The 23,741-nt window shown below is 58.8% G+C and carries 18 protein-coding genes; 10 read left to right on the top strand and 8 right to left on the bottom strand.

Translation table 11 applies throughout. The features are described 5' to 3' along the window. Window positions 1-11: 11 nt before the first annotated feature. Complete coding sequence (locus WC392_07080; protein MFA5242125.1) at window positions 12-1,322, top strand: aminodeoxychorismate synthase component I; 1,311 nt, start codon at window positions 12-14, stop codon at window positions 1,320-1,322. 164 nt (window positions 1,323-1,486) lie between these two features. Here WC392_07080 and WC392_07075 read toward each other — a convergent pair whose 3' ends face one another. After that, entirely contained in the window at window positions 1,487-2,443 is a 957-nt protein-coding gene (locus WC392_07075; protein MFA5242124.1) for an MBL fold metallo-hydrolase, read from the bottom strand. A gap of 133 nt (window positions 2,444-2,576) precedes the next feature. On the opposite strand from WC392_07075, the gene WC392_07070 reads away from it, so the two are divergent. From WC392_07070 to WC392_07060, 3 genes are read left to right on the top strand one after another with little or no spacing between them, the layout of a single operon-like run. Next, a complete protein-coding gene (locus WC392_07070) occupies window positions 2,577-3,683 on the top strand; it encodes an HD domain-containing phosphohydrolase (GenBank protein ID MFA5242123.1) in 1,107 nt (368 codons plus the stop codon). A 9-nt stretch (window positions 3,684-3,692) separates the two neighbouring features. After that, window positions 3,693-5,216, top strand: a complete 1,524-nt coding sequence (locus tag WC392_07065) for a fumarate hydratase (protein ID MFA5242122.1) — start codon at window positions 3,693-3,695, stop codon at window positions 5,214-5,216. 7 nt (window positions 5,217-5,223) lie between these two features. Continuing rightward, entirely contained in the window at window positions 5,224-8,436 is a 3,213-nt protein-coding gene (locus WC392_07060) for a DUF748 domain-containing protein (protein MFA5242121.1), read from the top strand. A 420-nt stretch (window positions 8,437-8,856) separates the two neighbouring features. Here the strand turns inward: WC392_07060 and WC392_07055 are convergent, their stop codons facing one another. From WC392_07055 to WC392_07035, 5 genes are all read right to left on the bottom strand, one after another. Then, the gene (locus WC392_07055; protein ID MFA5242120.1) at window positions 8,857-9,147 is read right to left on the bottom strand and encodes a hypothetical protein; all 291 of its coding nucleotides are present in this window, start codon (window positions 9,145-9,147) and stop codon (window positions 8,857-8,859) included. A gap of 2 nt (window positions 9,148-9,149) precedes the next feature. Further along, on the bottom strand, window positions 9,150-10,025 hold the full coding sequence (locus WC392_07050) for a hypothetical protein (GenBank protein MFA5242119.1): 876 nt from the start codon (window positions 10,023-10,025) through the stop codon (window positions 9,150-9,152). A gap of 45 nt (window positions 10,026-10,070) precedes the next feature. Continuing rightward, window positions 10,071-11,363 carry a calcium-binding protein gene (locus WC392_07045; GenBank protein ID MFA5242118.1) on the bottom strand — a complete coding sequence of 431 codons (1,293 nt, stop codon included), beginning with the start codon at window positions 11,361-11,363 and terminating at the stop codon, window positions 10,071-10,073. Window positions 11,364-11,508: 145 nt separating this feature from the next. Beyond that, complete coding sequence (locus WC392_07040; GenBank protein ID MFA5242117.1) at window positions 11,509-13,293, bottom strand: ABC transporter ATP-binding protein; 1,785 nt, start codon at window positions 13,291-13,293, stop codon at window positions 11,509-11,511. Between the two features lie 298 nt (window positions 13,294-13,591). Then, window positions 13,592-14,089: a peptidylprolyl isomerase gene (locus tag WC392_07035; GenBank protein ID MFA5242116.1), complete on the bottom strand. Its 498-nt coding sequence runs from the start codon at window positions 14,087-14,089 to the stop codon at window positions 13,592-13,594. 151 nt (window positions 14,090-14,240) lie between these two features. Here WC392_07035 and arfB point away from each other — a divergent pair, with 151 nt between their 5' ends. Continuing rightward, a complete protein-coding gene (gene arfB / locus WC392_07030; GenBank protein MFA5242115.1) occupies window positions 14,241-14,657 on the top strand; it encodes an alternative ribosome rescue aminoacyl-tRNA hydrolase ArfB in 417 nt (138 codons plus the stop codon). Between the two features lie 39 nt (window positions 14,658-14,696). On the opposite strand, the gene WC392_07025 is transcribed toward arfB, so the two are convergent. Then, window positions 14,697-15,062 carry a thioredoxin domain-containing protein gene (locus tag WC392_07025; GenBank protein MFA5242114.1) on the bottom strand — a complete coding sequence of 122 codons (366 nt, stop codon included), beginning with the start codon at window positions 15,060-15,062 and terminating at the stop codon, window positions 14,697-14,699. Window positions 15,063-15,077: 15 nt separating this feature from the next. After that, window positions 15,078-16,880 carry an ABC transporter ATP-binding protein/permease gene (locus WC392_07020; GenBank protein ID MFA5242113.1) on the bottom strand — a complete coding sequence of 601 codons (1,803 nt, stop codon included), beginning with the start codon at window positions 16,878-16,880 and terminating at the stop codon, window positions 15,078-15,080. A 114-nt stretch (window positions 16,881-16,994) separates the two neighbouring features. Here WC392_07020 and WC392_07015 point away from each other — a divergent pair, with 114 nt between their 5' ends. The 5 genes from WC392_07015 (at window position 16,995) to lepA (ending at window position 23,707) form a co-directional block, all read left to right on the top strand. Next, a complete protein-coding gene (locus WC392_07015; protein ID MFA5242112.1) occupies window positions 16,995-17,825 on the top strand; it encodes a hypothetical protein in 831 nt (276 codons plus the stop codon). Window positions 17,826-17,834: 9 nt separating this feature from the next. Beyond that, window positions 17,835-19,043 (top strand): PilT/PilU family type 4a pilus ATPase, encoded by a 1,209-nt coding sequence (locus tag WC392_07010; protein MFA5242111.1) that lies wholly within the window; start codon window positions 17,835-17,837, stop codon window positions 19,041-19,043. Between the two features lie 28 nt (window positions 19,044-19,071). Next, a complete protein-coding gene (locus tag WC392_07005) occupies window positions 19,072-20,841 on the top strand; it encodes a GspE/PulE family protein (protein ID MFA5242110.1) in 1,770 nt (589 codons plus the stop codon). Between the two features lie 130 nt (window positions 20,842-20,971). Then, the gene (locus WC392_07000; GenBank protein MFA5242109.1) at window positions 20,972-21,778 is read left to right on the top strand and encodes a hypothetical protein; all 807 of its coding nucleotides are present in this window, start codon (window positions 20,972-20,974) and stop codon (window positions 21,776-21,778) included. A 135-nt stretch (window positions 21,779-21,913) separates the two neighbouring features. Continuing rightward, entirely contained in the window at window positions 21,914-23,707 is a 1,794-nt protein-coding gene (gene lepA / locus WC392_06995; GenBank protein MFA5242108.1) for a translation elongation factor 4, read from the top strand. Window positions 23,708-23,741 lie beyond the last annotated feature (34 nt).

Here is a 23,741-nt window from a genome sequence, read left to right as displayed (position 1 = left end):
TCGGGCGCCAAGTGCCGGCCATCGCATTAACCGGCACGCCGCCCGATCTGCTGGCCTTGCATGAGCTGAACCGGCAGCGTTACCCCTATCTGTTGCAGAGTCTCGGCGGCACCGGCCGCTGGGATATTCTGTTTGCCTTTCCGCAACTGCATTATCCGTTTCATGGCGCCGCCCCGGATTTTCTGCCGTCCCTGGACAAGCTATGGCGCGAAGCCGGAGCGCAGGCCGGGGCGGATGAATCGGCGTCGCATCTGCCTTTTCGCGGCGGCTGGTTCGTGTTCTGCGGCTATGAGCTGCTGCATGAGATGGAGCCGTCAGTTGATGTCCGGCCCGCGAACGATGGTTTTCCACTGGCCTGGCTGACGCGCATCCCCGCGGCGGTGCTGGTGGACCGTGAAAACATGCAGAGCTGGTGGGTGGCGGAAGCGGGATATGAAAATCTGTTGACTCAGTTGCAGGAGGATCTTTACCGCACTGTTCCTTTTCACCCCGCGTCCATCAAGGTAGCCGATCTGGCTGAGGAAGACCCTGATCAATTCCTGCAGGGCGTGTCCCGGATCAAGCGTTATATCCGGGACGGTGACGTGTTTCAGGTCAATCTGGCGCGGCGCTGGCAAGCCCGGCTGGAACAGGGTAGCGCGGCCAGTCTGTATGCCGTTTTGCGTGAGCGCAATCCGGCACCCTTCGCCGGGCTTGCCGATTTCGGCGGCTGCCAGATCATCAGTTCGTCGCCGGAGCGCCTGGCGCGCATCCGGGGCGGCGAAATCGAGACCCGCCCCATCGCCGGGACGCATCCCCGTGCTTCTTTACCGGAAGAGGATGCCAGGCTGCGCCAGGCGCTGCTCTCCAGCACCAAGGAACGCGCCGAGCACATCATGCTGGTGGATCTGGAACGCAACGATCTGGGACGCATCTGCCAGCCGGGCAGCGTGCGGGTGGACGAACTGATGGCGGTGCAGAGCTATACCCATGTCCATCACATCGAATCCAGCGTGCGCGGGCGCCTGCGCCCCGGCACGACGCCAGGGCAGGTGCTGCGCGCCCTGTTTCCAGGCGGCACCATCACCGGTTGCCCCAAGGTCCGCACCATGCAGATCATCGCCGAACTGGAAGCCAGCCCCCGCCAGGCCTACACCGGCAGCATGGGTTATGTAAATCACGACGGCAGCATGGACCTGAACATTCTGATCCGCACTTTCATGCTGTCCGGGGAGCGACTCAGCTTCAAGGCCGGGGCCGGCATCGTCGCCGATTCCGAGCCGGAACGCGAACTGGCGGAAACGCGGGCCAAGGCGAAGGGGCTGTTGCGGGCGCTGGGCTAGCGCGATTTCCTAGAAACCGCAGTTCGATAACCACGGAGTTCACGGAGAACACGGAGAAAGGCAGTTTGCGGTCATTTATGGCCTCACCGATCGGGTGAATGCCAAATATCATGCAATCTATTGTTTTTACTCCGTGTTCTCCGTGTTCTCCGTGTTCTCCGTGGTTAATTCGTTTTTACAGGTTTATCCAGCCACACCCCGATGCCCTGGGCATTGAGCTCGAAATCCATGCCCAGCAGCCTGCTGATTTCTTCCAGCGGCAGATCGCAGCCATGGGTCTGCAGGGCCTGCAGCATGATTTCTTCCACGCCTGCCTTGAGGCGCTCGTGGCGTCTTTCCTTCACGTCGCGCAGCTGGCATCCCAGAGCCACAAACGCATCCAGCATGCGGTGCAGGCCGGCCGCCAGCCGTTCCAGCTGGGTAACGGGGCCGTAGTGGGTGAGGTAGATGCAGGAGGGGTGCAGGTCCATGATGCGATCAATCGAGGCGTGCGCCGCATCGGGTTCGAACTGCACCGGCGTGCAGGTGGGGAAGATGAATTCGCGCCCTGCGACGTCGAATTCGCGGTAGGAAATCCCGAACGTATCGCCGCTGAAGAGCGAACGGCTGCGTTCGTCCCAGATGCAGAAGTGGTGGCGGGCATGGCCGGGCGTGTCGAGGAAAAGCAGTTTGCGGCCGTTGAAATCGAGTTCGAAGTTGTCCGGCGCTTCGAGCACGCGCTCTGTGGCCACCGGGATGATTTCTCCATAGGTCTGCCGGACGGCGGCTTCCCCGTACACCGCGCAAGCACCGGCCACCAGCTTGGCCGGGTCGATCATGTGGCGCGCCCCGCGCGGGTGAACCACCAGCCGCGCATTGGGGAACTGTTGCAGCATCAAGCCTGCCGCACCGGCGTGATCCAGATGAACGTGAGTGACGATGACATGGGTCACATCCTGCGGCGAGAGCCCCTTGGTGCGTAGCACCTCCAGCACATGGGGCAGGGAATGGTTGGTGCCGGTGTCGATGATGGCGGCCTGGCCTCCTTCCTCGATCAGATGGATGGCGGCCAGGCGCGGACGCACGAAAAGCGAATCGATGGCCGTGATGCCGTGGCCGAAATCCTGGAATTGGGCGTTCATGGGGATGGTTCCGTGCGCGGATAATGTGCCTGAAGCTAGCAAACTGAGGCATGCCTGTCCAGCTTCGCTACGTGTTGACCTTGCTGGCGCCGCGGTGCAAAGTGGCTGGATCATTGTCCACAAAGATAACAGCATGACAAATATTCAGGCTTTGAGTAATCCACGGGTGCAGGACAGGGAGGCGCTGCTCGAATTTGCCGAAGCACTGACCGACCGGGCGCCGGATATCGAGCGCAACATGGCGCGCCTGGCTCAGGCGCCAACGGACCGGGTGGTGATCGCCGACATCTTTCGCGCCATGCATAACATCAAGGGTGACGCTGCGATGTGCAAGGTGGAGATGGCCGCGTTGATCGCCCATCCGATCGAGTCGCTGCTCACGCGCCTGCGCTCTGGGGAGCTACGTTATTCAAGGATGCTGGGAGAGATCATTCTGCTGGCTGTGGACCGACTTGAACTGGCCACCGAGGCACTGGTGGCGAAGAAGCCGCTGGGCCATCTGAAACTGGTCGAACTGATGGAGGGTCTGGAGAGCCTGTGCCAGGCGCAGCAGTCCGGACTGGATCGTCTTGCGGCACAGACGATTCAGGCAGTGACGGGTTTTCGGCCGCAGGAAACGCTCAAGGCAAAAGCGGGTAAAGTGCCCGCACAGCCCACGGTGACAGATCACATTCTTCCGGATTTGCAGTTTTTTCACTCCCTGGCAAAGCAGTATGAAGCGCGTTCGCCATTGCTTCAGGGGCGTACCGGGCGCATTCTGGAACTTGCGCTTGAAACCAACCGGGCGGCTGGGTCCCCGGTAGACGCTACGCAACTGGAAGCCGCTGTTTTCATGCACGATATCGGGATGATGTTCCTGCCCGAATCGGTCTGGCTCAAGACGGGGAAGGTCAGCGAGGAAGAGCGCCGCGTTCTGCAAGCGCACCCCGGCTTTGCCGCTGGTCTTGTCGAGCGCATGCAAGGCTGGCAGGAAGCGGCGGAAATGGTATTACAGCATCATGAAATGCCGGATGGGGCGGGCTATCCGAATGGAAGCAGGGACGATAAAATTTGCGACGGCGCCAAAATTCTTGCCATTGTGGACGCGTTCGAAGCGGTTACCCTCAAGCATGATGCGCGCGGCCACAAGCGCTCCCTATTGAGGGCCATTGCCGAAGTGAATGCGTGTGATAAACAATTTTCCCCGGAGTGGATCGAACCTTTCAACACCGTGGTCCGACGCATGTTGGAACAGCAATAAGAGCTAATCATGACCATTATCAGGCAGGAAGATTTCATCGCCAGCATTGCAGATGCACTGCAATACATTTCCTATTACCATCCGCTCGATTACATCAAGGCGCTGGGCGAGGCCTACGAGCGTGAGCAGTCTCCCGCCGCAAAAGATGCCATCGCCCAGATACTCACCAACTCGCGCATGAGCGCGGAAGGGCGCCGCCCCATCTGTCAGGACACGGGCATCGTGGTTGCTTTCGTCAAGGTGGGCATGGAGGTGCGCTGGGAAGCAGGCATGGGCGTCAGCGACATGGTCAATGAGGGCGTGCATCGCGCCTACACCAATCCGGACAATATTTTGCGCGCCTCGGTGCTGGCCGACCCGGCAGGGGCGCGCAGGAACACGCGCGACAACACCCCGGCGGTGATCCATTACGAGATTGTTCCCGGCGACAAGGTGGAAATCACGGTCGCGGCCAAGGGTGGCGGATCGGAGAACAAATCAAAATTCACGATACTCAATCCCTCGGACAGTCTGGTGGACTGGGTGCTGAAAACCGTCCCCACCATGGGTGCGGGCTGGTGCCCGCCGGGGATACTGGGCATCGGCCTTGGCGGTACGGCGGAAAAGGCCATGCTGCTGGCCAAGGAAGCCCTGATGGAGCCGGTGGATATTCACGAATTGCAGGCACGCGGACCCAGTAACCGGGTCGAGGAACTGCGGCTGGAACTGTACGAAAAGGTCAACGCGCTGGGCATTGGCGCGCAAGGGCTGGGCGGCCTCACCACCGTGGTGGATGTAAAAATCAGGGACTATCCGACCCATGCCGCCGGCCTGCCGGTCGGCATGATCCCCAACTGTGCCGCCACCCGCCACATTCATTTCACCCTCGATGGCAGCGGACCGGCTGTATTGACGCCGCCCTCTCTCGCAGAATGGCCGAAAGTGGATTGGCAGCCCCACCCCGATGCACGGCGCGTCAATCTGGATACGGTTACGCGCGAGGAAATCGCCACCTGGAAGCCGGGCGAAGCCCTGCTGCTGACGGGAAAACTGCTCACTGGCCGCGATGCCGCCCACAAGCGCATCGCCGAGCTGTTTTCCAGGGGGGAGAGGCTGCCAGCGGGCGTGGATTTCACCAATCGCTTCATCTACTATGTCGGCCCGGTCGACCCGGTGCGCGACGAAGTGGTCGGCCCGGCCGGCCCCACCACGGCCACGCGCATGGACAAGTTCACCGACATGATGCTCGACAAAACCGGGCTGATCGGCATGATCGGCAAGGCGGAGCGCGGCCCGGCGGCAATCGAGAGCATCCGCAGGCACAAGGCGGTCTATCTCATGGCGGTCGGCGGCGCGGCCTACCTGGTGGCCAAGGCGATCAAGTCGGCCAGGGTTATCGCCTTCGCGGACCTGGGCATGGAGGCGATTTACGAATTCGTGGTGCAGGACATGCCGGTGACCGTGGCGGTGGATGCTGGCGGCACTTCGGTGCACGATACCGGTCCGGCGGAATGGCGGGGCCGGATAGGCAAGATTCCCGTGGTGGCTGGATAAGGAGGGAATGATGTCGTCGCATAACTTCATTCAGCGGATAAATCTGAAAAAAGTGCTGCTGTGGGCCGGGGGCGGTTTTATTGTCTTCGTCGTGCTGGGCTTTCTGGCGCTGCCGCCGCTGGTCAAGCATTTTGCGGCCAAAGCCCTGGGCGAGAAATTTCACCGCACGGTGGCGATCCAGGAAGTGAGCATCAACCCGCTCAAGCTGTCGCTGCTCGTCAAGGGTTTCTCCATGTCGGAGCAGGGCGGCAGCCCGCCCTTTTTTGCCATCGAGGAACTGTACGCCAACCTGGAATCGGCTTCCCTGTTCAAGGGCGCGCCGGTGCTGCACGCCATCCAGGTCAAGTCGCCGTATCTCAGAATCGTGCGGCGCGAGGATGCGTCCTACAACGTGGACGACATCCTGGCCGAGTTGCTCAAGCCCTCGGAAGACCCGCCGGCCAGGTATTCCCTCAACAATATCCAGCTCCAGGGCGGCAAGGTCGAGTTCGATGACCGGCCCAAGCAGGCCCTGCACACGGTTTCGGATATCCAGTTCAGCATCCCGTTCCTGTCCAATCTGGCCTATCAGGCCGAGATTTATGTCCAGCCGGATTTTTCCGCCCGGATCAATGGCTCGGCGCTGCACTTGGCGGGAAAGATGAAGCCCTTCAGCAAGAATCATGAAAGCGTTGTTGCGCTGGAGCTTGCCAATCTCGACGTGGCGCGTTATTTCGAATATATCCCGCTGCAGCAGAAAATCGCTGTGCCTTCCGCGTTCCTGGATGCAAAGCTCAACATTAGCTTCGCGCAGCCGCCGGAACAGCCGCCGGCCATCACCCTTTCCGGCACGGCCGCGTTGCGCGATGCCGTGGTGATGCAGGGCAGGGAGAAGGCACTGGCGCGCTTCTCGCTGCTGGCGGTGGAGCTTCTTTCAGCAGACCTGCTGCACAGGAAAGTCCGCCTAAAAAGCCTCAGCCTGAAGCGGCCCGAGCTCCATCTGGCGCTCAACGAGGGACATGAAGTGACTGCCAGCGCCGGGGAAATCAGGCTGAGCGGCAGCGAGCTGGATTATGCCGGCGCGGCGCCGGTATTGCTGCAACCGGCGCTGAATGTGACGGCTCTGCGCTTGCAGCGCACCAACGAGAAAGAAGCCTTTATCGACATTGCTGCCTTTGCGCTCAAGGACATTGCGCTGGATCTGGGCAAACGCAGCGTGACGCTGGGCGAGCTGTCCAGTCCGGGGGGCAGGATTGTGCTGCGGCGCGGCAAGGGCGGCGCAATGGACGTGGCCGAAACATTCAGCGCCGGGCCGGGCAAAGCGGCCGCCAATGAAGCGCCCCGGCCGCAGACCCCGTTCCAGTTTGAAGTGCGGAAACTATCCCTGGCCGGGTATGGCGTCCAGTTCTCCGATGCCTCCATGGATGATCCCATCGCTCTCAACGCGGAAAATATCGGCATTGACGCGGAGAATCTCTCCAGCCAGAAAGACCGTCAGGCCAAGCTGGCGCTGGCACTGAATCTCAACAAGAGCGGCGCCGTGTCGGCTGCGGGCGAACTCGGCATCAACCCGCTGGCCACGCGCTTGGCGCTGGATCTCAAGGGCATCAAGCTGAAGCCTTTCCAGCCGTACTTTACCGGGCAGCTCAATATCACCCTTACCGATGGCGCCGCCTCGGCCAAAGGCGAGCTCAAGGTGGCGGACGAGGGCAAGGAGGCGCCAAGGGTCTCGTTTGCAGGTGATGCCAGCCTGGATCGCCTGGCTGCCATCGACAAGCTGGATGAAGAGGACTTCCTGAAGTGGAACCGTTTGAACTTCAGGCGCATCCATGTCGCCACCCTGCCGCTGCGCATCAGTATCGCCGAGGTTGCGCTGGCGGATTTCTACTCGCTGCTGGTCATTCACCCCGACGGCAGCCTGAATCTGCAACAGATCGTGAAAGAGCAAAACCCCAAAACGGCTGCAAAAGCTCCGGCTGAGAGCGCTGCGGACACACCGCCAAAACCTGCCGTGGCAGCGGCAGACAAGCCGCGCATCAGCATCGCCAGGCTCATCATGAAGAACGGTCAGGTGGATTTTTCCGACCACTTCATTCAGCCCAATTATTCGGCGCATCTGACCGGGCTGGGGGGCACGGTCAAGGGGCTCTCGTCGGATGCCAGCACCCTCGCCGAAGTGGCGCTCAAGGGCCGGGTGGACAATCAGGGGCGGCTGGACATCAGCGGTACGATCAATCCCCTGTCGGGCAATCTGGCGCTCGATCTGCTGGCCAATCTGAATGATTTCGAGCTTTCCTCCCTGACGCCCTATTCCTCCAAATACGCGGGCTATGGCATCCAGAAAGGCAAGCTGTCCTTCGATGTGAAATACACGATCGAGAACCGCAAGCTGGCTGCCGAGAATCACCTCATCCTCAATCAACTGACATTTGGCGACAAGGTGGAAAGCCCCACCGCCACCAAGTTGCCGGTGATGCTGGCAGTGGCGCTGCTCAAGGATCGCAATGGCAATATCGACATCAGCCTGCCGATTGCCGGTTCGCTGGATGATCCCCAGTTCAGCGTTGGCGGCATCATCATCAAGGTGATCGTGAATCTCATCGTGAAGGCGGTAACCGCCCCGTTCGCCCTGATCGGCAGCCTGTTTGGCGGCGGCGAGGAACTGGCCTTCATGGAATACGATTATGGCCGGGCCGAGATTTCCGCTGCTGGCGAGAGCAAGCTTGGCAATATCGCCAAGGCGCTGCACGACCGTCCCGGTCTCAAGCTCGACATCGCCGGGCAGGTGGATCCCGAGCCGGACCGGGAAGGGCTGAAGCGCGTCATGCTCGAACGCAAGGTCAAGACCCAGAAATTCAACGAACTTCATGACAAGAGGACTGATCTTGCCGCGCTCGACCAGATCAAGATCGAGCCGGCGGAATATGCAAAGTACCTGGCCAAGGCGTACAAGCAGGAAAAAATTCCCAACAAGCCGCGCAATCTTGTCGGCCTAGCCAAGGATCTTCCGGTGGAGGACATGGAAAAACTGATGCTCGCGCATTTTCAGGTGGATGACGACGATCTGCGCGAGCTGGTCAATCACCGCGCCCTCGAAGCCAAGGAATACCTGATCAACGAAGGCAAGGTGGAGCCGGAGCGGGTATTCATCGTGACCACCCAGGGTGCACAATCAGGTCAGGAAAAAGCGGCGGATCAGGGAAAACGCAGCCGGGTTAATTTCTCGCTGGGCGCACGCTAGTCCGGTGACGGGTGGCGGGAAGAAGCAGCTCGCTGTGGCGAGAAAACCCGGCCTACGATGTAATGACGTTTATCCTAAAACCTCAGTTCAAGCCACAGAGTTCACAGAGAGCACAGAGAAGTCAGCCCGCGTAGGGCGCAATAACCAACGGGCATTGCGCCGCATGTAGCCTCGTTCCGCACGCCATCCAGGCGAGTCCCATCTTCCGGGGAGCAAGGCACCCGTCTGTACCCATACGATGGGCGTTTCCTGAGCCGGAACAGGTGGAAGGTCGGCAACAAGCATGATTTCGTCTCCTGTCAGTTCAAATTACCGAGGGCGGTTTCAGCGCCGCCCGGGTGCCAGGCGCGTCAATAATCAGGCATGGGGCGAGTATCGGGAGATTTTTCGTTCGGCGCAATGCCCGTTGGTTATTGCGCCCTACGCGGGCTGCGCCAGCGTGGCACCAGTACCGGCGGGGACATTGCCAGTGATCCAATCAAGCGAATCCTCGTCAGTGGTCCCTGCGTAGGAAATTACGATTTCGTTTCCACGCTGGTAGGCTGTTGCCATGAAGCCGCCGCTTCGGAACTGTTGATCCAGCACATCCCAACCGTCTGGAACGGGTAGGGTGTTCTGCGTTGTGCGGACGGGATCGTCTGGTGCGGTTATCTCGGATTTGTTGCCATAAACATTGGCAGAAAGCAGTGCATATTCGATGGTGGTGGTCATGATCAGCGATCCTGAGATGAGTTATTGTCTTTGCCAGCATTGAGTCTTTTCTTGGCTTCTTCGAGTCGTTTGAGCGTTTCCTCTCGGCTGGGATTAACGCTTACCGGAATTTTCTTTTGCCAGTAACCACAGAAATGCAGATTCCAGCGAAACAGATCCTGCGCTCGTTGCTTAGTGCGTGGATCAATGGCTGAGCGTTCAAAGAAGGTCTTAATAGTCTCCGGATTTGTTCTATTGTCGCGGGCGCTCCTGTTGTGCCGGTCATATGGACGGTCGTCTTGCCCATTGAGTCTTAGCAGCCCTTTGGTGTCGTCCTCTGGGTTGTGTCCCCATGGGCTGTGAGACAGGTTCATTCGAATGCGATCCAGAGGGGTTTCCGATTGAGCAATTTCAACCCACTGCCCATTTCTCCATCTCAGTATTTGAATGGCGTAATCTTCGGGCTTCCTCGTGGAACATGCCTGAATGGTTTGTGCGTATCTCACGAGATAAAACGCGCCATCCACGCGGTCGAAGCTCATCAAAGAGCTGTAGATGCCAGCAGCACCTTTCCAATAGATTCTTTCGGGGTCATAGCGGAGTTCGAAATCGATATTCGCGCCACGCGACGAATCTGGGAATCCACTACTCTTGGCTCGTGCTTTTCTCCAAACCACGACCGTGCTGCCGTCGCTTAGTTTGATCTCCTCGGTCCATTCGGCAGTGTCAATGCCTTTGCCGCAGGCAGGCAAAGCGGCCGTGCCGATGACGAAGATCGCAAAAAACATGCGCGAAAATTTGGTGAGCTTGAACCGCTTTCTTCCCCGCAATCGCAAAAAGTTGAGCACACCACTAAAGAAACTCCGTGTGGGCGGGACATATTCATTCTTAAAAGCCATGGCGATGCTCCTGTTCGATATCGATATGCTTGAATTTAGGGGGGCTTATGCAGCAGCCTTGTATCGGCCTTCATTGGTGGCCTGCATGGCCCAGGTTTCGCTTGGCGTCAGCAGTTTCTGTGTCAATTTTCCGGCAGGCCACAGACGGCTGCTGGGGGAGGAGGGCATGCCATCGTTCCCCACCGATTGAATGGTGTCAACGGTGGTAGGCTCGCCGTCGAGCACCACCTCGGAGGGATACACCGCCCAGGTCGCGCCGACGATCCTGGAATTGGGCGGCGGTACATAGGGGTCATCATTCGGGTCTTTGACGCGCGTGCCGTTGTAGGTCCCGCCGGCAAAGATGTAGTCGTTGCCGGCGCCCCCCAGAATATGGTCCTGTCCGGCGCCGCCGGAGAGCAGGTCGTCGCCCGCGCCGCCGTCGATCTCGTCATCGCCCATATAGCCGGAGATGCCGTCATTGCCCTCGCCACCGGAGAGCTTGTCGTTATCATTCGAGCCGAAGATCACATCCGCAAACCCCGGCTGCGCTTCGCCCGTGGTCACGACGTTGTCGTAGCTGTCATAGCTGTAGTTGCCTTCGCCATCGGCAACAGGTTTCTGGTCGCCGGTGACCTGGAAGGCGGGCTGGTCTTTGTCCGCCGGCGTGTCATCCAGGGTGATGCCGAGCTGGCCTGCCTGCCAGTTCTGGATGCGTATGCCGTCATTCTGCCCCCGGCGTGAAATGACCAGGTCGTTGCCGCCGTCGCTATTTTCCACCTGCGTAAAAGTGAACTGCTTGTCGTCCGAGATCCAGTAGCCGTCGGCGAGTTTCTTGCCGCCGCTGAGCGCCTGGCCATCGAACTCGATGCTGCCTTGCCCATCCGCGTCGCGGATCACATCGACGCCGTCGCCTGACGAGAAGCGGTATGTGTCATCGCCTGCGCCGCCTTGCAGCAGGTCACTGCCCGTGCCGCCGGTCAGCACGTCATCGCCATCGTCGCCAAAGAGCTTGTCGCTGCCGTCGCCACCGTCGAGGGTGTCGCCGTCATCGCCGCCGAAGAGCTGATCCGCCCCCGCGCTGCCGTTCAGGGTGTCGTCGCCTGCGCCCCCGCCGCCGCCAAAGAGGTAGTCCTTGTTGGCCGAGCCGGTGAGGGTGTCACTTTGCGCGGTGCCGAACACCAGGTGGTAATCGGACAGCCCGCGTAGGGCGCAATAACCAACGGGCATTGCGCCGCATGTGGCCTCGTTCCGCACACCCTCCAGGCGAGCCCCATCTTCCCCGGAGCGAGGCACCGTCTGCACCCATACGATGGGTGTTTCCTGAGCCGGAACAGGTGGAAGGTCGGCAACAAGCATGATTTCGTCTCCAGTCAGTTCAAATTACCGAGGGCGGTTTCTGCGCCGCCCAAGTGCCAGGCGCGCCGATTTTCTGGCATGGGGCGAGTATCGGGAGATTTTTCGTTCGGCGCAATGCCCGTTGGTTATTGCGCCCTACGCGGGCTTAATGCTGTAACTGCCCATACAGCCGGCTGTAAAGCCCTTCACTTTTCAGCAGCTCCTCGTGGGCGCCTTCCTCGATGATGTGGCCATCCTCGAACACGTAGATGCGGTCTGCCTGTTTCACCGCGGAGAGGCGGTGGGCGACGATAATCGTGGTGCGGTCCTGCAGGAATGCCCGCAGTGCTTTATGCAGTCTGGCTTCTGTTTCCGCGTCCAGGGCGGAGGTGGCTTCGTCGAGGATAACCACCTGGGGTTTGGCCAGGATCATGCGGGCAATGGCGAGGCGCTGGCGCTGGCCGCCGGAGATGCGGATGCCCTGAAGGCCGACGATGGTGTCCAGCCCTTTGGGAAGCTGTTCCACCATGTCCTTGAGCTGCGCCACTTCCAGCGCCTGCCATAGTTCCGTATCGGGGCAGTCGCAGCCCATGGTGAGGTTGGCGCGCACCGTGTCGTTGAAGATGGCCGGATGCTGTAAAACCGTAGCAACGTGCTGGCGCACCACTTCCATGCCGATTTCCGTCACCGGGATGTTGTCGAAATAAAGCGTGCCGGATTCGGTGGGGTAGAGGCCGAGGATAACCTGCACCAGGGTGGATTTGCCGCCGCCCGAGGCGCCCACCAGGGCGATCTTTTCTCCCGGTTTGATGTCGAGGTTGACGTCGTTGAGCACCAGCGGGCCATCGCCGTAGCGGAAGGAGATGTTTTCCATGCGCACGCCCACGGTGTGCTTGCCGCTGAAGGGGTCGTGCAGGGCGGGGTAGTGCGGCTCCTCGTCCAGCTCCATGAGGCGGTTGATCCGGCCGAGGGCAGCCTTGGCGCTGAAATAGGCATATTGTATGCCGAGGATTTCCTGCACCGGCGCCATCATGAACCACAGGTAGCCGAACACCGCCATCATCTCGCCCACCGTGAGGTTGGAGAACACCACCATCAGCATGCTGATGGCGCGGAAAATGTCAAAGCCGATGAGGAAAACCATGAAAGACAGGCGGCTGGCGGCATCACTTTTCCACGAGAACGCAGCGGCGTGGGTGCGGATGCCGCGCGCCCGTTCCAGCACGCGGCTGATGTAATGCTCCTCGCGGTTGGCGGCGCGGATCTGCTGGATGGCGTCGAGGGTTTCGGTGAGCGCCTGCTGGAATAGTTCGAAGGCGCTGTTTTCCTTCTTCTTGAGGGTTTTGACTTTCTTGCCCAGCACGGTGGTGAAGTAGATCACCACCGGGTTCATGAACATGATGAACAGTGCGAGCTGCCAGTGCATCCATAGCAGGATGGCCGCCGTGCCGATAATGGAGAGCAGCGCCACCAGGAATTTGCTGACCGTGGCGCCGATGAAGTCGTCCACGGCGTTAAGGTCGGTAACAAAATGGGAGGCCACCGCGCCGCTGCCCAGGGTTTCATACTCCGACATGGCGATGCGCTTGAGGCGCTGCAGCAGGCCTTCACGCAGGCGGTAGGAAACATCCTTGGCGATGAGGGTGAAATTGCGCGTCTGCCATACCCCCAGCATGGCGGCGACCAGCCGCAGTACCACCGTGATCGCCAGGATGGCGCCGACATACAGCAGCGGGCCGTGCCAGGCGGCAGGAAAGTGGCTGTTGATCCAGCCAACCATGACGCCGGGCTGATGCAGCAGCACTTCGTCCACCAGCAGCGGCATGAGGAGCGGGATCGGCACGCTCGCCAGCGCCGCGAAAACGGCGATGACGTGGGCGGCGATCAGTTCCTTTTTATGTTCCCGGGCGATGCCGAGAATGTAGGGCCAGGTGTAGATGGCGGGTGTCATTTCAACTTTAAAATCAGTTGCAAACCACGGAGAGCACGGAGAGCACGGAGAAAAGACAATCTCGGGTTTTTTAAGGAACCGCTGATTTATTCCGTAGCCCCGTCATTGCGAGCACAGCGAAGCAATCTTGTCCTTCGGTAATCAACAAGTTACAGATTGCTTCGGCGCTTCGCTTCTCGCAATGACGATTAAATCAGTGCTTCCTTAAGGTTCCACCTTGTGGAGGGGTGGCCAAGCAAGCCTGACAAACTTTGTTACTCCGTGCTCTCCGTGTTCTCCGTGGTTAATTGGGGGGGAATCAAGGCAGTAGTTTTACATCCTCGATCACCACGTTTTCCAGCGGCACATCGGAGGGTAAGGGGTCGCGCGGGCCGGTTTTGACCTTGGCGATTTTCATGACGACTTCCTGGCCTTTGACGACCTTGCCGAACACGGCATAGCCCCAGCCGCGCGTGTTGGGGGCGGTATGGTTGAGAAATGCGTTGTCCTTGGCGTTGATGAAAAACTGCGCCGAGGCGGAGTGGGGGTCCATGGTGCGTGCCATGGCAATGGTGTAGATCTCGTTCTTCAGGCCGTTGGTGGCTTCATTCTGGATGGGATAAAAAGTCTCTTTTTCATGCAGATTTTTGTCGAAACCGCCACCCTGTATCATGAAATTGTCGATCACGCGGTGAAATACCGTGCCCTTGTATAGGCCGCCTTTTACATAGCGGAGGAAGTTTTCGACAGTTTTTGGGGATTTGTCCGGATACAGTTCCAGGGTAAAGCTGCCAAGGTTGGTCTTCATTTCAACCATAGGGTTGGCTGCGTATGCGCCAATGCTCAGGGACAGGCCGAAGATCAGGGTGAAAAGGCGTAGCAGTTTCATGTTTCTTTCTCCGAAAATGAAGGGTTAAAAAATTTTTTAGCGGTGCTGCAGCCTGAGTTGAAAGGACTAAACTTCAGTCATGATTCGAATTACACCACAGCTCGCCATCGATGAGCGCGAAATTGTACTGCAATTTATCCGTGCTTCCGGGCCCGGCGGGCAGAATGTCAACAAGGTGGCGACGGCAGTGCAGTTGCGCTTCGACGTGGCCCATTCACCCAACCTGCCCGAGGATGTGCGCGCCCGGTTGATGCGTCTGGCGGGCAGCCGCCTGACGACCGAGGGTGAACTGGTGATCGAGGCGAAGCGCTTTCGCTCCCAGGAACGCAACCGCGAGGATGCGATTGGCCGCCTGGTGGAACTGATTCGCCGCGCCACCGAAAAGCCCAAGCCACGCGTGGCCACCCGGCCCACGCTGGCGTCAAAAAAACGCCGCCTGGAAGCCAAGAAGCAGCGCGGCGAGATCAAGCGCGGACGCGGCTCGGTAAGCGAGTAGGGGCGGATTCATCCGCCCAGGGGGTGATTAAAATCGCCCCTACTTGGCGTTTTCTGCCGCGATCTGCTTATGGACTTCCGCCATGTCCAGCGCCTGGACTTGGGCGATGATGTCTTCCAGCGCAGGCCCTGGCAGGGCGCCTGGCTCGGAGTAGATGATGATTTGTTCGCGGAAGATCATCAGGGTGGGAATGGAGCGGATCTGGAAATGGTGCGCCATTTCCTGTTCCACTTCGGTGTTGACCTTGGCAAATACCACTGCGGGGATTTTTTCTGAAACCGCTTCATAAGTTGGGGCGAAGGATTTGCACGGGCCGCACCACGGCGCCCAGAAATCCACCACGACTATATCGTTACCGGTGATGACATCGGAAAAATTTTCTTTATTCAGATCTACAGTGGCCATGTTGTGCTCCTTGGGTTAAATGGCATTGAGGGGTTGCTCGGATTCTTCCTGTTGCTGCAGCGCCCACATCTGGGCGTAGGCACCATGCAGCGCCAGGAGTTCAAGGTGGGTGCCGCGTTCGGTGATACGGCCTTGATCCATCACCAGGATCTGGTTGGCCTCTACAATAGTGGAAAGCCGGTGGGCGATCACTAGCGTGGTGCGGTTATGGGCGATCTGTTTCAGTTCGGCCTGGATGGCTTTTTCCGATTTGGAGTCCAGGGCAGAGGTGGCTTCGTCGAAGATCAGGATGCGCGGGTTTTTCAGGATGGCGCGGGCGATGGCGACGCGCTGTTTTTCGCCACCGGAGAGCTTCAGTCCGCGCTCGCCTACCAGGGATTCATATTGATCCGGCAGGGATTCGATGAATTCATGGATATGCGCATGACGCGCCGCCTGGATGATTTCCTCCCGTGTCGCGTCCGGGCGGCCGTAGGCAATGTTGTAATAAATACTTTCATTGAACAGCACGGTGTCCTGCGGCACGATGCCGATGGCCTGGCGCAGGGATTTCTGCGTCACGGCGCGGATATCCTGGCCGTCGATCAGGATGCGCCCGGCGGTCACATCATAGAAGCGGAACAGCAGCCGGGAGAGGGTGGATTTGCCCGCACCGGAAGCGCCGGCCACGGCCACGGTTTGTCCTGCCGGCACTTCGAAACTGATGCCATGCAGGATCTGGCGTTTTTCATCGTAATGGAAATGGGCTTCCTCGAAACGGATGGCGCCGTGTTCCAGCTTGAGTTCCGCTGCGCCGGGCTGATCCTGCACCTCGGCATGCTGTTCCACAAGGGCGAACATTTTCTCCATGTCGGCGAGAGAGTGCTTGATCTCGCGGTAGACGAAGCCGAGAAAGTGCAGCGGGATGTAGATCTGGATCATGTAGGCGTTAACCAGCACCAGATCACCCAGTGTCATGGTGCCATCCACCACCCCTTGCCCGGCCAGCAGCATCAGCGCGGTGACGCCGATGGCGATGATAAGGCTTTGGCCGGCATTGAGGGCGGCGAGCGAGGTGGTGTTGCGGATCGCGGCTTGTTCCCACACTTGCAGGTTTTCGTCGTAGCGCCGGGTCTCGAATTCCTCATTGCTGAAGTATTTCACGGTTTCGTAGTTCAGCAAGCTGTCGATGGCGCGGCTGTTGGCCTTGGAATCCATGTCGTTCATGGTGCGGCGGAACACCATGCGCCATTCGGTGATGATCAGGGTGAAGACGATGTAAGCCACCAGGGTGGTGAAGGTGATGATGGAAAACCAGATGTCGTATTTGGCCAGCAGGATGGCGGCTATCAGGCCGATCTCGACCATGGTGGGCAGAATGTTGAAGAGCATGAAATTGAGCAGGAAACCGATACCGCGTGTGCCACGCTCGATGTCGCGCGAAATGCCGCCGGTTTGCCGCTCCAGGTGAAAACGCAGCGCCAGTTCATGCAGGTGGCGGAAGACCTTGAGGGCCACGCGCCGGACGGAGCGCTGGGCCGCCTTGGCAAAAACCGCATCGCGCAGTTCGCCAAACAGCGTGGACATGAAGCGCAGCATGCCATAAGCCAGCAGCAGGAATACCGGCAGGGCCAGCATGGCACGCGGCTGGTCAAGGGCGTCGACTATGTCCTTGAGCACCAGAGGCACGGCCACGTTGGCGACCTTGGCGGCCAGCAGCAACAAAATCGCAAGAACGACCCGGCCCTTGAATTCCCAAAGATAGGGCAGCAGGGTGCGGATGGTCTTCCAGTCGTTGCGGTTTTTTGAGGGAATCGTGCCGTTAGGAGAGGGGCGCATCAGTATTCATGAAAAGGGAATATTAGCGAAAAATTATACTTCATAACCTGAGTTAACCCGCCCCGTTTTTTGGCATACAATGAAGCGGATTTTGCATAGAGCGGGGCAATGTATATGGCTTTTCTGGATGATCTGAAAAAGGAAGCGCAGGCGCTCAAGGAGCGGGAGCAGAACCTGACCCAGGCGCGCGCGCAGGAAGTGACACAAAGCTTTCTGCTGGTTCAGTCCAAGCTCAAAATAATCCAGCTTTATTTGCAGGAACTGGTCAATCATCTCAACACGATTTCAGCCAACACTACCCGCGCCTACTATATTGATGGATTCGGGACGGTAGATGATTTCCGCCCGGAGCGGTTCGTGGTGAACACTGACCGCTTCAGCATCGACGAAAAAGAATTCATCAAGATTGTCTATCTGCGCTTTGCCTGCAAGACGGAGCGGGAAATTGTCATCAGCAAGAACATTCCCTCCATGATAGAAATGCAGCGGCAGTATCTGTGGCAGGCCAACCTCAAATTCCAGTGTACCGAGTTCAAGAATGCAAAGGGTCTGCTGGATCGCGCGACCTTCAATGTGGCAAATGAAATCCCGGTGCATATCAAGTTTGCCGCCGATTTCGAACAGGCCAGAATTTTTCTCTCGATGAAAAATTTCAACGGCTTGACTGTCAACGAGTTTTCTTATGATGCGGATGAAATTGACGAAAGCATGCTGGACGAGTTCGCCAAATATCTGGTGGGCAAGCCGAACACTTTCATTGAACTGGGCCGCCACCAGCAGTCAATGAAACAAATGGTGGTTGCCAGGCGTACCAACATGGGACCCGCTTATGCCCAGCTTGACCCGGAACATGCGGCCAGACTGGATGCCGAGGCGGACGGCACAGCCAAGGAGCGCAAGAAAGGCCTGTTTGGCTCTCTTAAATCCCTGCTTTCCAAGGAATAGGTGACATAAGTGGATCTTGCCCCGGTTTTCAAATTCATGGCGGAGAAGCAGGCTTCTGACCTGTTTATCTCCGCAGGCGCCCCGGTCTATATCAAGATGGAGGGGGAACTGCGCGCCATCAACGCCCAGGTGCTGGACGTGGCCATGGTCAAGAAAGCCATCTTCGGCCTCATGACCGAAGCGCAGATTCAGACTTTCGAGGCGCATTCCGAGCTGAATTTCGGTCTCTCGGTGGCGGATGCCGGGCGCTTCCGCATCAATGTGTTCCGCCAGCGCGGCAGCGTGGCCATGGTGGCGCGTTATATCACCAACCAGATCCCCTCGCTGGAGAAAAGCGGCCTGCCGCCGGTGCTGAAAGACCTGGTGCTTGAGAAGCGCGGCCTGATCCTGGTGGTGGGTGCAACCGGTTCAGGCAAATCCACCACGCTTGCTTCCATGATCGATCATCGCAATACCAGCAAGTCGGGGCATATTCTTACCATTGAGGATCCGATCGAGTTTGTGCACAAGCACAAAAAATCGCTGGTGAATCAGCGTGAAATCGGGATCGATACTGAAACCTATGCCTCCGCCCTGCTCAATTCCCTGCGCGAGGCGCCCGATGTGCTGCTGATCGGCGAGATCCGCGATACCGCGACCATGAAGCAGGCCCTGATCATTACCCAGACCGGCCATTTATGCCTCGGCACCCTGCACGCCAATAACGCGTATCACGCCATCAACCGCATTGTGAGTTTTTTTCCGGAAGACGAGCGCGAGTCCCTGTTGCTCGACCTTTCCATGACGCTGAAGGGGATTATTTCCCAGCGTCTGGTCAAGGGCGTGGACGGCAAGCGGGTGGCTGCGGTCGAGATTCTGCTGAATACTTTTTATGTGTCCGAGCTGATCCAGAAAGGCGAGGTGGACAAGCTCAAGGATGCCATCGAACAGAGCCTGAATGCGGGTTCCCGAACGTTCGAACGTTCCCTGCTGGAGCTTTATGCCAGTGGCAGGATCAGCCGTGAGGAGGCTCTGGTCAACGCCGATTCGCGCACCGACATGGAATGGCTGATCAGCAACGTTTCGCAGGAAAAGGGCAAGGGCGGGACGCGCGGCAATACCCAGGTCGAAATCCAGGCGCCTCGGGAAAGCGTGGGCGAAAGCCTGGAAGGCTTTACCCTCAACCCGGAATTCCTGGAACAGATCGGTTCCTCTTCCCCGGGATTCCCCAAGCGCTAAACTCATCATATTGGGGGCGGAATCATTCATGCAGGATGCTGAAGGCATTGAAACCCGGCGCCATCCGATAGTTCTTAACTCCAGCGAGCTTGAGTCCATGCTGGAGGGGCGGCAGCCGTTCCGCCACGCTTCCCTCGGCAGCCTGCTGGTGCAGGAAAAAATCATCACCCAGGTTCAGCTGGATGACGCGCTTGCCTACCAGGGCAGGCACGCCGGCAGGAAGCTCGGCTCCATTCTTGCAGAGAGGGGGGCGGCTACCTCGCCCCAGATCTTTCTTGCCGTGGCTCGTTCGCTGGGAGCGCCCATTGTTTCTCTCAGCGGCTTCGATTTCGACCACAAGGCGCTCGCCATGGTCACGCCCGATGTGGTGCGAGACCACCATGTGGTTCCCCTGATGTTCCACGGCGAGCGGCTGGTGCTGGCGATGGAAAATCTGCTCGATACCGAGGCCATCCATGCGGTCAGCTTTATCACCCAGCGTGCCATCGAGCCTGTCTTCGCGTCGCACGATGAAATCAGGAACGCGATCAACAAGTACTACGATCTGCAGGAGCAGGAACGCGAGCTGGATCGCCTTGAGCTTTCCGATTTTTATTACGAGGATGATCAGGAGGTCTGGAAGGAAGCGGAGCGCCTCGCCAACGAGACCCCGGTGGTCAAGCTGGTGGACAACCTCATTCTGGCAGCCATTCACCAGCGCGCTTCGGACATTCATATCCGGCCAGGCGGCAAGAAGGTGGACCTGCTTTACCGCATCGACGGCACCCTGATTTTCAAGCGCGAGATCCAGAAAGGCCTGCTGCCGGCAATCGTGAGCCGGATCAAGATCATCAGCCGGCTCAATATTGCCGAGCACCGCCTGCCTCAGGACGGCAGCTCGCGCATGCTGGACGGCAAGAATATCGTGGACATGCGCATTTCAACCATTCCCTGCCAGTTCGGCGAGAGTGTCGTGATCCGCCTCCTCAACAAGGGCGAGGGGCTGCGCTCGATCAAGGATATTGGCTTCAGCGAGCGGGATGAAACGCTTTTCACCCATCTAATCAACAAGAGTTTCGGCATCATCCTGGTGACCGGCCCGACCGGTTCGGGCAAAACCACCACCCTGTATGCCGCCATGCGCGAGGTGGCCAGGCACAGCCTCAATATCGTCACGGTCGAAGACCCGGTGGAATACGAATTCGAGGGCATGCGTCAGATCCACATCCTGCCGCAAATCCATTTCGGCTTCCCGCAGGCGCTGCGCCACATTTTGCGCCACGATCCGGATGTCATCATGATCGGCGAGATCCGTGATGAGGAAACGGCCAAGATCGCCGTGGAAAGCGCGTTGACAGGGCATCTTGTGCTCTCCACCCTGCACACCAACGATGCGCCTGGCGCCATTACCCGCCTGATCGAAATGGGCGTCGAACCCTATCTGCTCAAATCCGCCGTGATCGGGGTCATTGCGCAGCGCCTGGTGCGCCGCAATTGCCCCCACTGCATGGCTGAAGAGGAGGTCGATCCTTTTGTCCGCACCAGCCTGGGCGTGGCGGAGACCGAGGTGTTCTACCGGGGGCAGGGCTGCGAGCGTTGCAATCGCACCGGCTATCTTGGCCGCCTGGCGGCCTATGAGCTGCTGACAATCAACGAGAATATCCGTCGCCATATCGCACCCGGTATCGCCGGTAACGAATTGCGCAAACTGGCCATACAGGAAGGGATGGTTAGCCTGACCGCCAATGCCATCGAGTGGGCGCGCAGCAAGGACACCTCGCTGGCCGAGGTTTACCGGGTCTGCCTGGAAGTATTGTGATGCCGTGCCATGGCGGCGGGATTGTGCCAAATGGGCGGTCTGGACCACCCGGTGTGGGTTAAAATGGCAATAGACTTGAAAGCGGTTCAACTGTTTTTTCCAGGATAAATAAAACCTTGTTCCCCCGCACATGATTCCCAGCGCATTTCTCTCTTTTGTTATCCGTGTGATGGTGTGCTTTGCGGCTACCGGCTCACTCACACTGGCCCTGGCTTTTGCAGATGATCAACTGAGGCTGGTTTTTGATTTCAACAGCCTGATCTGGATGTTGATCGGCGCGCTTGGCTGGGGGGCGGTTTCGTACTGGCTGGGGCGGCGCTCCAGCCGCCGTTCCGATATGTTTTCCGCTTTCGTTCCCCGGCCAGTGCCGGTAAGCCCGGCAAATAATTTCCTGGCCTCCGAGCGCGATAAGGATGAAGAGAGTGACAAAAAAAGCGAAAACCTTTCGGAGTATCTGACGCCGCTGGATGAAACCACCACCGTGACGGTGGAGGAGTTGTCCAATGTAGTGGAACAGGTGGATCTGTTTCTCCTGCTGGGACGTCACGAGGTGGCGGTCAGCATGCTCCTGGCCCGAATCAGGGAAGAGGACAGGAGTGATCCCAGAACCTGGTTCAAGCTGCTGGATGTCTATCATGCAAGCGGGGACCGGGCCAGTTTCGAAAAGCTGGCAAATGATATCCGGGGACACTTCAATGTTGCCCTTCCTACCTGGGAGGACAGTACGCTTCAGGCGGAAGGGCGTCATGGCCTGGAGCACTTCCCGCATTTGCTGGAGAGGATTTCGGATTGCTGGGGGTCTTCTTCCAGCCTGAGCTATCTGCAATCCCTGGTGAAGGACAACCGCAGCGGCGCGCGCACGGGTTTCAATGAGGATGCCTTCCGCGAAGTCATGTTTCTGATCAGCATCCTCGAGCAGGCAAGGGACCGGAAATAGCGGGCTGCTCTGGGGCAGTGTCGTTGACTGGTCAGCGCTTCCTTAATGCGTCCGGGATCAAAATCCGTTAGAATCCAACTTTCCTAACCAGAAAAGGGCACATCACCGTGCCCTTTTTGCTGCATACAAGCAAGCATGAACCAGATACGCAATTTCTCCATCATCGCCCATATCGACCACGGCAAATCCACCCTGGCTGACCGCATCATCCATCTTTGCGGCGGCCTTTCCGACCGCGAAATGGAAGCCCAGGTGCTCGATTCCATGGATATCGAGCGCGAGCGCGGCATCACCATCAAGGCGCAGACCGCCGCGCTGGAATACAAGGCGCGCGACGGCAAGGTTTACCAGCTCAACCTGATCGACACCCCTGGCCACGTGGATTTTTCCTACGAAGTCAGCCGTTCGCTGGCCGCCTGCGAGGGCGCGCTACTGGTAGTGGACGCTTCCCAGGGCGTGGAAGCCCAGAGCGTGGCCAACTGCTACACCGCCATCGAGCAGGGCGTGGAAGTGGTGCCGGTGCTCAACAAGATCGACCTGCCCAGCGCGGACCCGGAGCGGGTGATCAAGGAAATCGAGGACATCATCGGCATCGATGCCAAGGACGCGGTGCTCGCCAGCGCCAAGACCGGCGTGGGCGTGGAAGATACGCTGGAAGCGGTGATCGCGCGCATTCCCCCGCCCCAGGGCAATCCCGATGGGCCGCTCAAGGCGCTGATCATCGATTCCTGGTTCGATAACTACGTTGGCGTGGTCATGCTGGTGCGGGTAGTGGACGGCGTGCTCAAGCCCAAGGACAAGATTCGCCTCATGGCAACCGGCGATGTGCACCTGTGCGAGCAGGTCGGCGTGTTCACGCCCAAGTCCCTGGTACGGCCGCAGCTTTCCGCTGGCGGAGTGGGTTTCATCATTGCCGGTATCAAGGAACTGAAGTCCGCCAAGGTGGGCGATACCGTGACCCTGGCGAACAATCCCGCCAGCGAGGCTTTGCCCGGCTTCAAGGAGATCAGGCCGCAGGTGTTCGCGGGCCTGTACCCGGTGGAATCGCACGACTATGAAGCGCTGCGCGACGCGCTGGAAAAACTCAAACTCAACGATGCATCGCTGCAATACGAGCCGGAAACCTCGCAGGCGCTGGGCTTCGGCTTCCGCTGCGGTTTCCTCGGCCTGCTCCATCTGGAGATCGTGCAGGAGCGCCTGGAGCGCGAATACGACATGGACCTCATCACCACCGCGCCGACGGTGATTTATGAGGTCGTGATGCGCGACGGCACGGTGATCGAGATCGAGAACCCCTCCAAGCTGCCGGACCTGTCGAAAATCGAGGAAATCCGCGAGCCGATCATCACCGCCACCATCCTGGTGCCGCAGGAATATGTCGGCGCCGTGATTACCCTGTGCACCCAGAAGCGCGGCTCCCAGACCAACATGCAGTACATGGGGCGGCAGGTGATGCTGACCTACGACATGCCCATGAACGAAGTGGTGATGGACCTGTTCGACAAGCTCAAGTCCACCAGCCGTGGTTATGCCTCGCTGGATTACGAATTCAAGGAATTCCGCACTGCCGACCTGGTCAAGGTGGATATCCTGATCAACAACGAAAAGGTGGATGCGCTCTCGGTGATCGTGCACCGCGCCAATTCGATTTATCGCGGGCGCGAACTGGCCGCCAAGATGCGCCAGCTGATTCCGCGCCAGATGTTCGATGTGGCGGTGCAGGCAGCCATCGGCTCGCAGATTCTGGCGCGCGAAAACGTCAAGGCCTTGCGCAAGAACGTGCTGGCCAAGTGTTATGGCGGCGATATTTCACGCAAACGCAAACTGCTCGAAAAGCAGAAGGCGGGCAAGAAACGCATGAAGCAGGTGGGCAATGTGGAAATCCCGCAGGAAGCCTTCCTCGCCATTCTGCAGGTGGATAATAAATAGGTGAGGCGTGAGAAGGTGAAGGGTGAGGCGGAAA

This window comes from Sulfuricella sp. (assembly GCA_041651995.1).
In the GTDB taxonomy this organism is placed as follows: Bacteria; Pseudomonadota; Gammaproteobacteria; order Burkholderiales; family Sulfuricellaceae; genus Sulfurimicrobium.
Note: the sequence above shows the minus strand (reverse complement) of the source record. Positions and strands in the feature narration are given on the sequence as shown.

Coding starts and splice junctions, on each gene's coding strand:
- WC392_07000 (MFA5242109.1), top strand. CDS start 20,972: ATGATTCCCAGCGCATTTCTCTCTTTTGTTATCCGTGTGATGGTGTGC.
- WC392_07005 (MFA5242110.1), top strand. CDS start 19,072: ATGCAGGATGCTGAAGGCATTGAAACCCGGCGCCATCCGATAGTTCTT.
- WC392_07060 (MFA5242121.1), top strand. CDS start 5,224: ATGATGTCGTCGCATAACTTCATTCAGCGGATAAATCTGAAAAAAGTG.
- WC392_07065 (MFA5242122.1), top strand. CDS start 3,693: ATGACCATTATCAGGCAGGAAGATTTCATCGCCAGCATTGCAGATGCA.
- arfB (MFA5242115.1), top strand. CDS start 14,241: ATGATTCGAATTACACCACAGCTCGCCATCGATGAGCGCGAAATTGTA.
- WC392_07020 (MFA5242113.1), bottom strand. CDS start 16,880: ATGCGCCCCTCTCCTAACGGCACGATTCCCTCAAAAAACCGCAACGAC.
- WC392_07040 (MFA5242117.1), bottom strand. CDS start 13,293: ATGACACCCGCCATCTACACCTGGCCCTACATTCTCGGCATCGCCCGG.
- WC392_07045 (MFA5242118.1), bottom strand. CDS start 11,363: ATGCTTGTTGCCGACCTTCCACCTGTTCCGGCTCAGGAAACACCCATC.
- WC392_07070 (MFA5242123.1), top strand. CDS start 2,577: ATGACAAATATTCAGGCTTTGAGTAATCCACGGGTGCAGGACAGGGAG.
- WC392_07050 (MFA5242119.1), bottom strand. CDS start 10,025: ATGGCTTTTAAGAATGAATATGTCCCGCCCACACGGAGTTTCTTTAGT.
- WC392_07025 (MFA5242114.1), bottom strand. CDS start 15,062: ATGGCCACTGTAGATCTGAATAAAGAAAATTTTTCCGATGTCATCACC.
- WC392_07075 (MFA5242124.1), bottom strand. CDS start 2,443: ATGAACGCCCAATTCCAGGATTTCGGCCACGGCATCACGGCCATCGAT.
- lepA (MFA5242108.1), top strand. CDS start 21,914: ATGAACCAGATACGCAATTTCTCCATCATCGCCCATATCGACCACGGC.
- WC392_07035 (MFA5242116.1), bottom strand. CDS start 14,089: ATGGTTGAAATGAAGACCAACCTTGGCAGCTTTACCCTGGAACTGTAT.
- WC392_07015 (MFA5242112.1), top strand. CDS start 16,995: ATGGCTTTTCTGGATGATCTGAAAAAGGAAGCGCAGGCGCTCAAGGAG.
- WC392_07055 (MFA5242120.1), bottom strand. CDS start 9,147: ATGACCACCACCATCGAATATGCACTGCTTTCTGCCAATGTTTATGGC.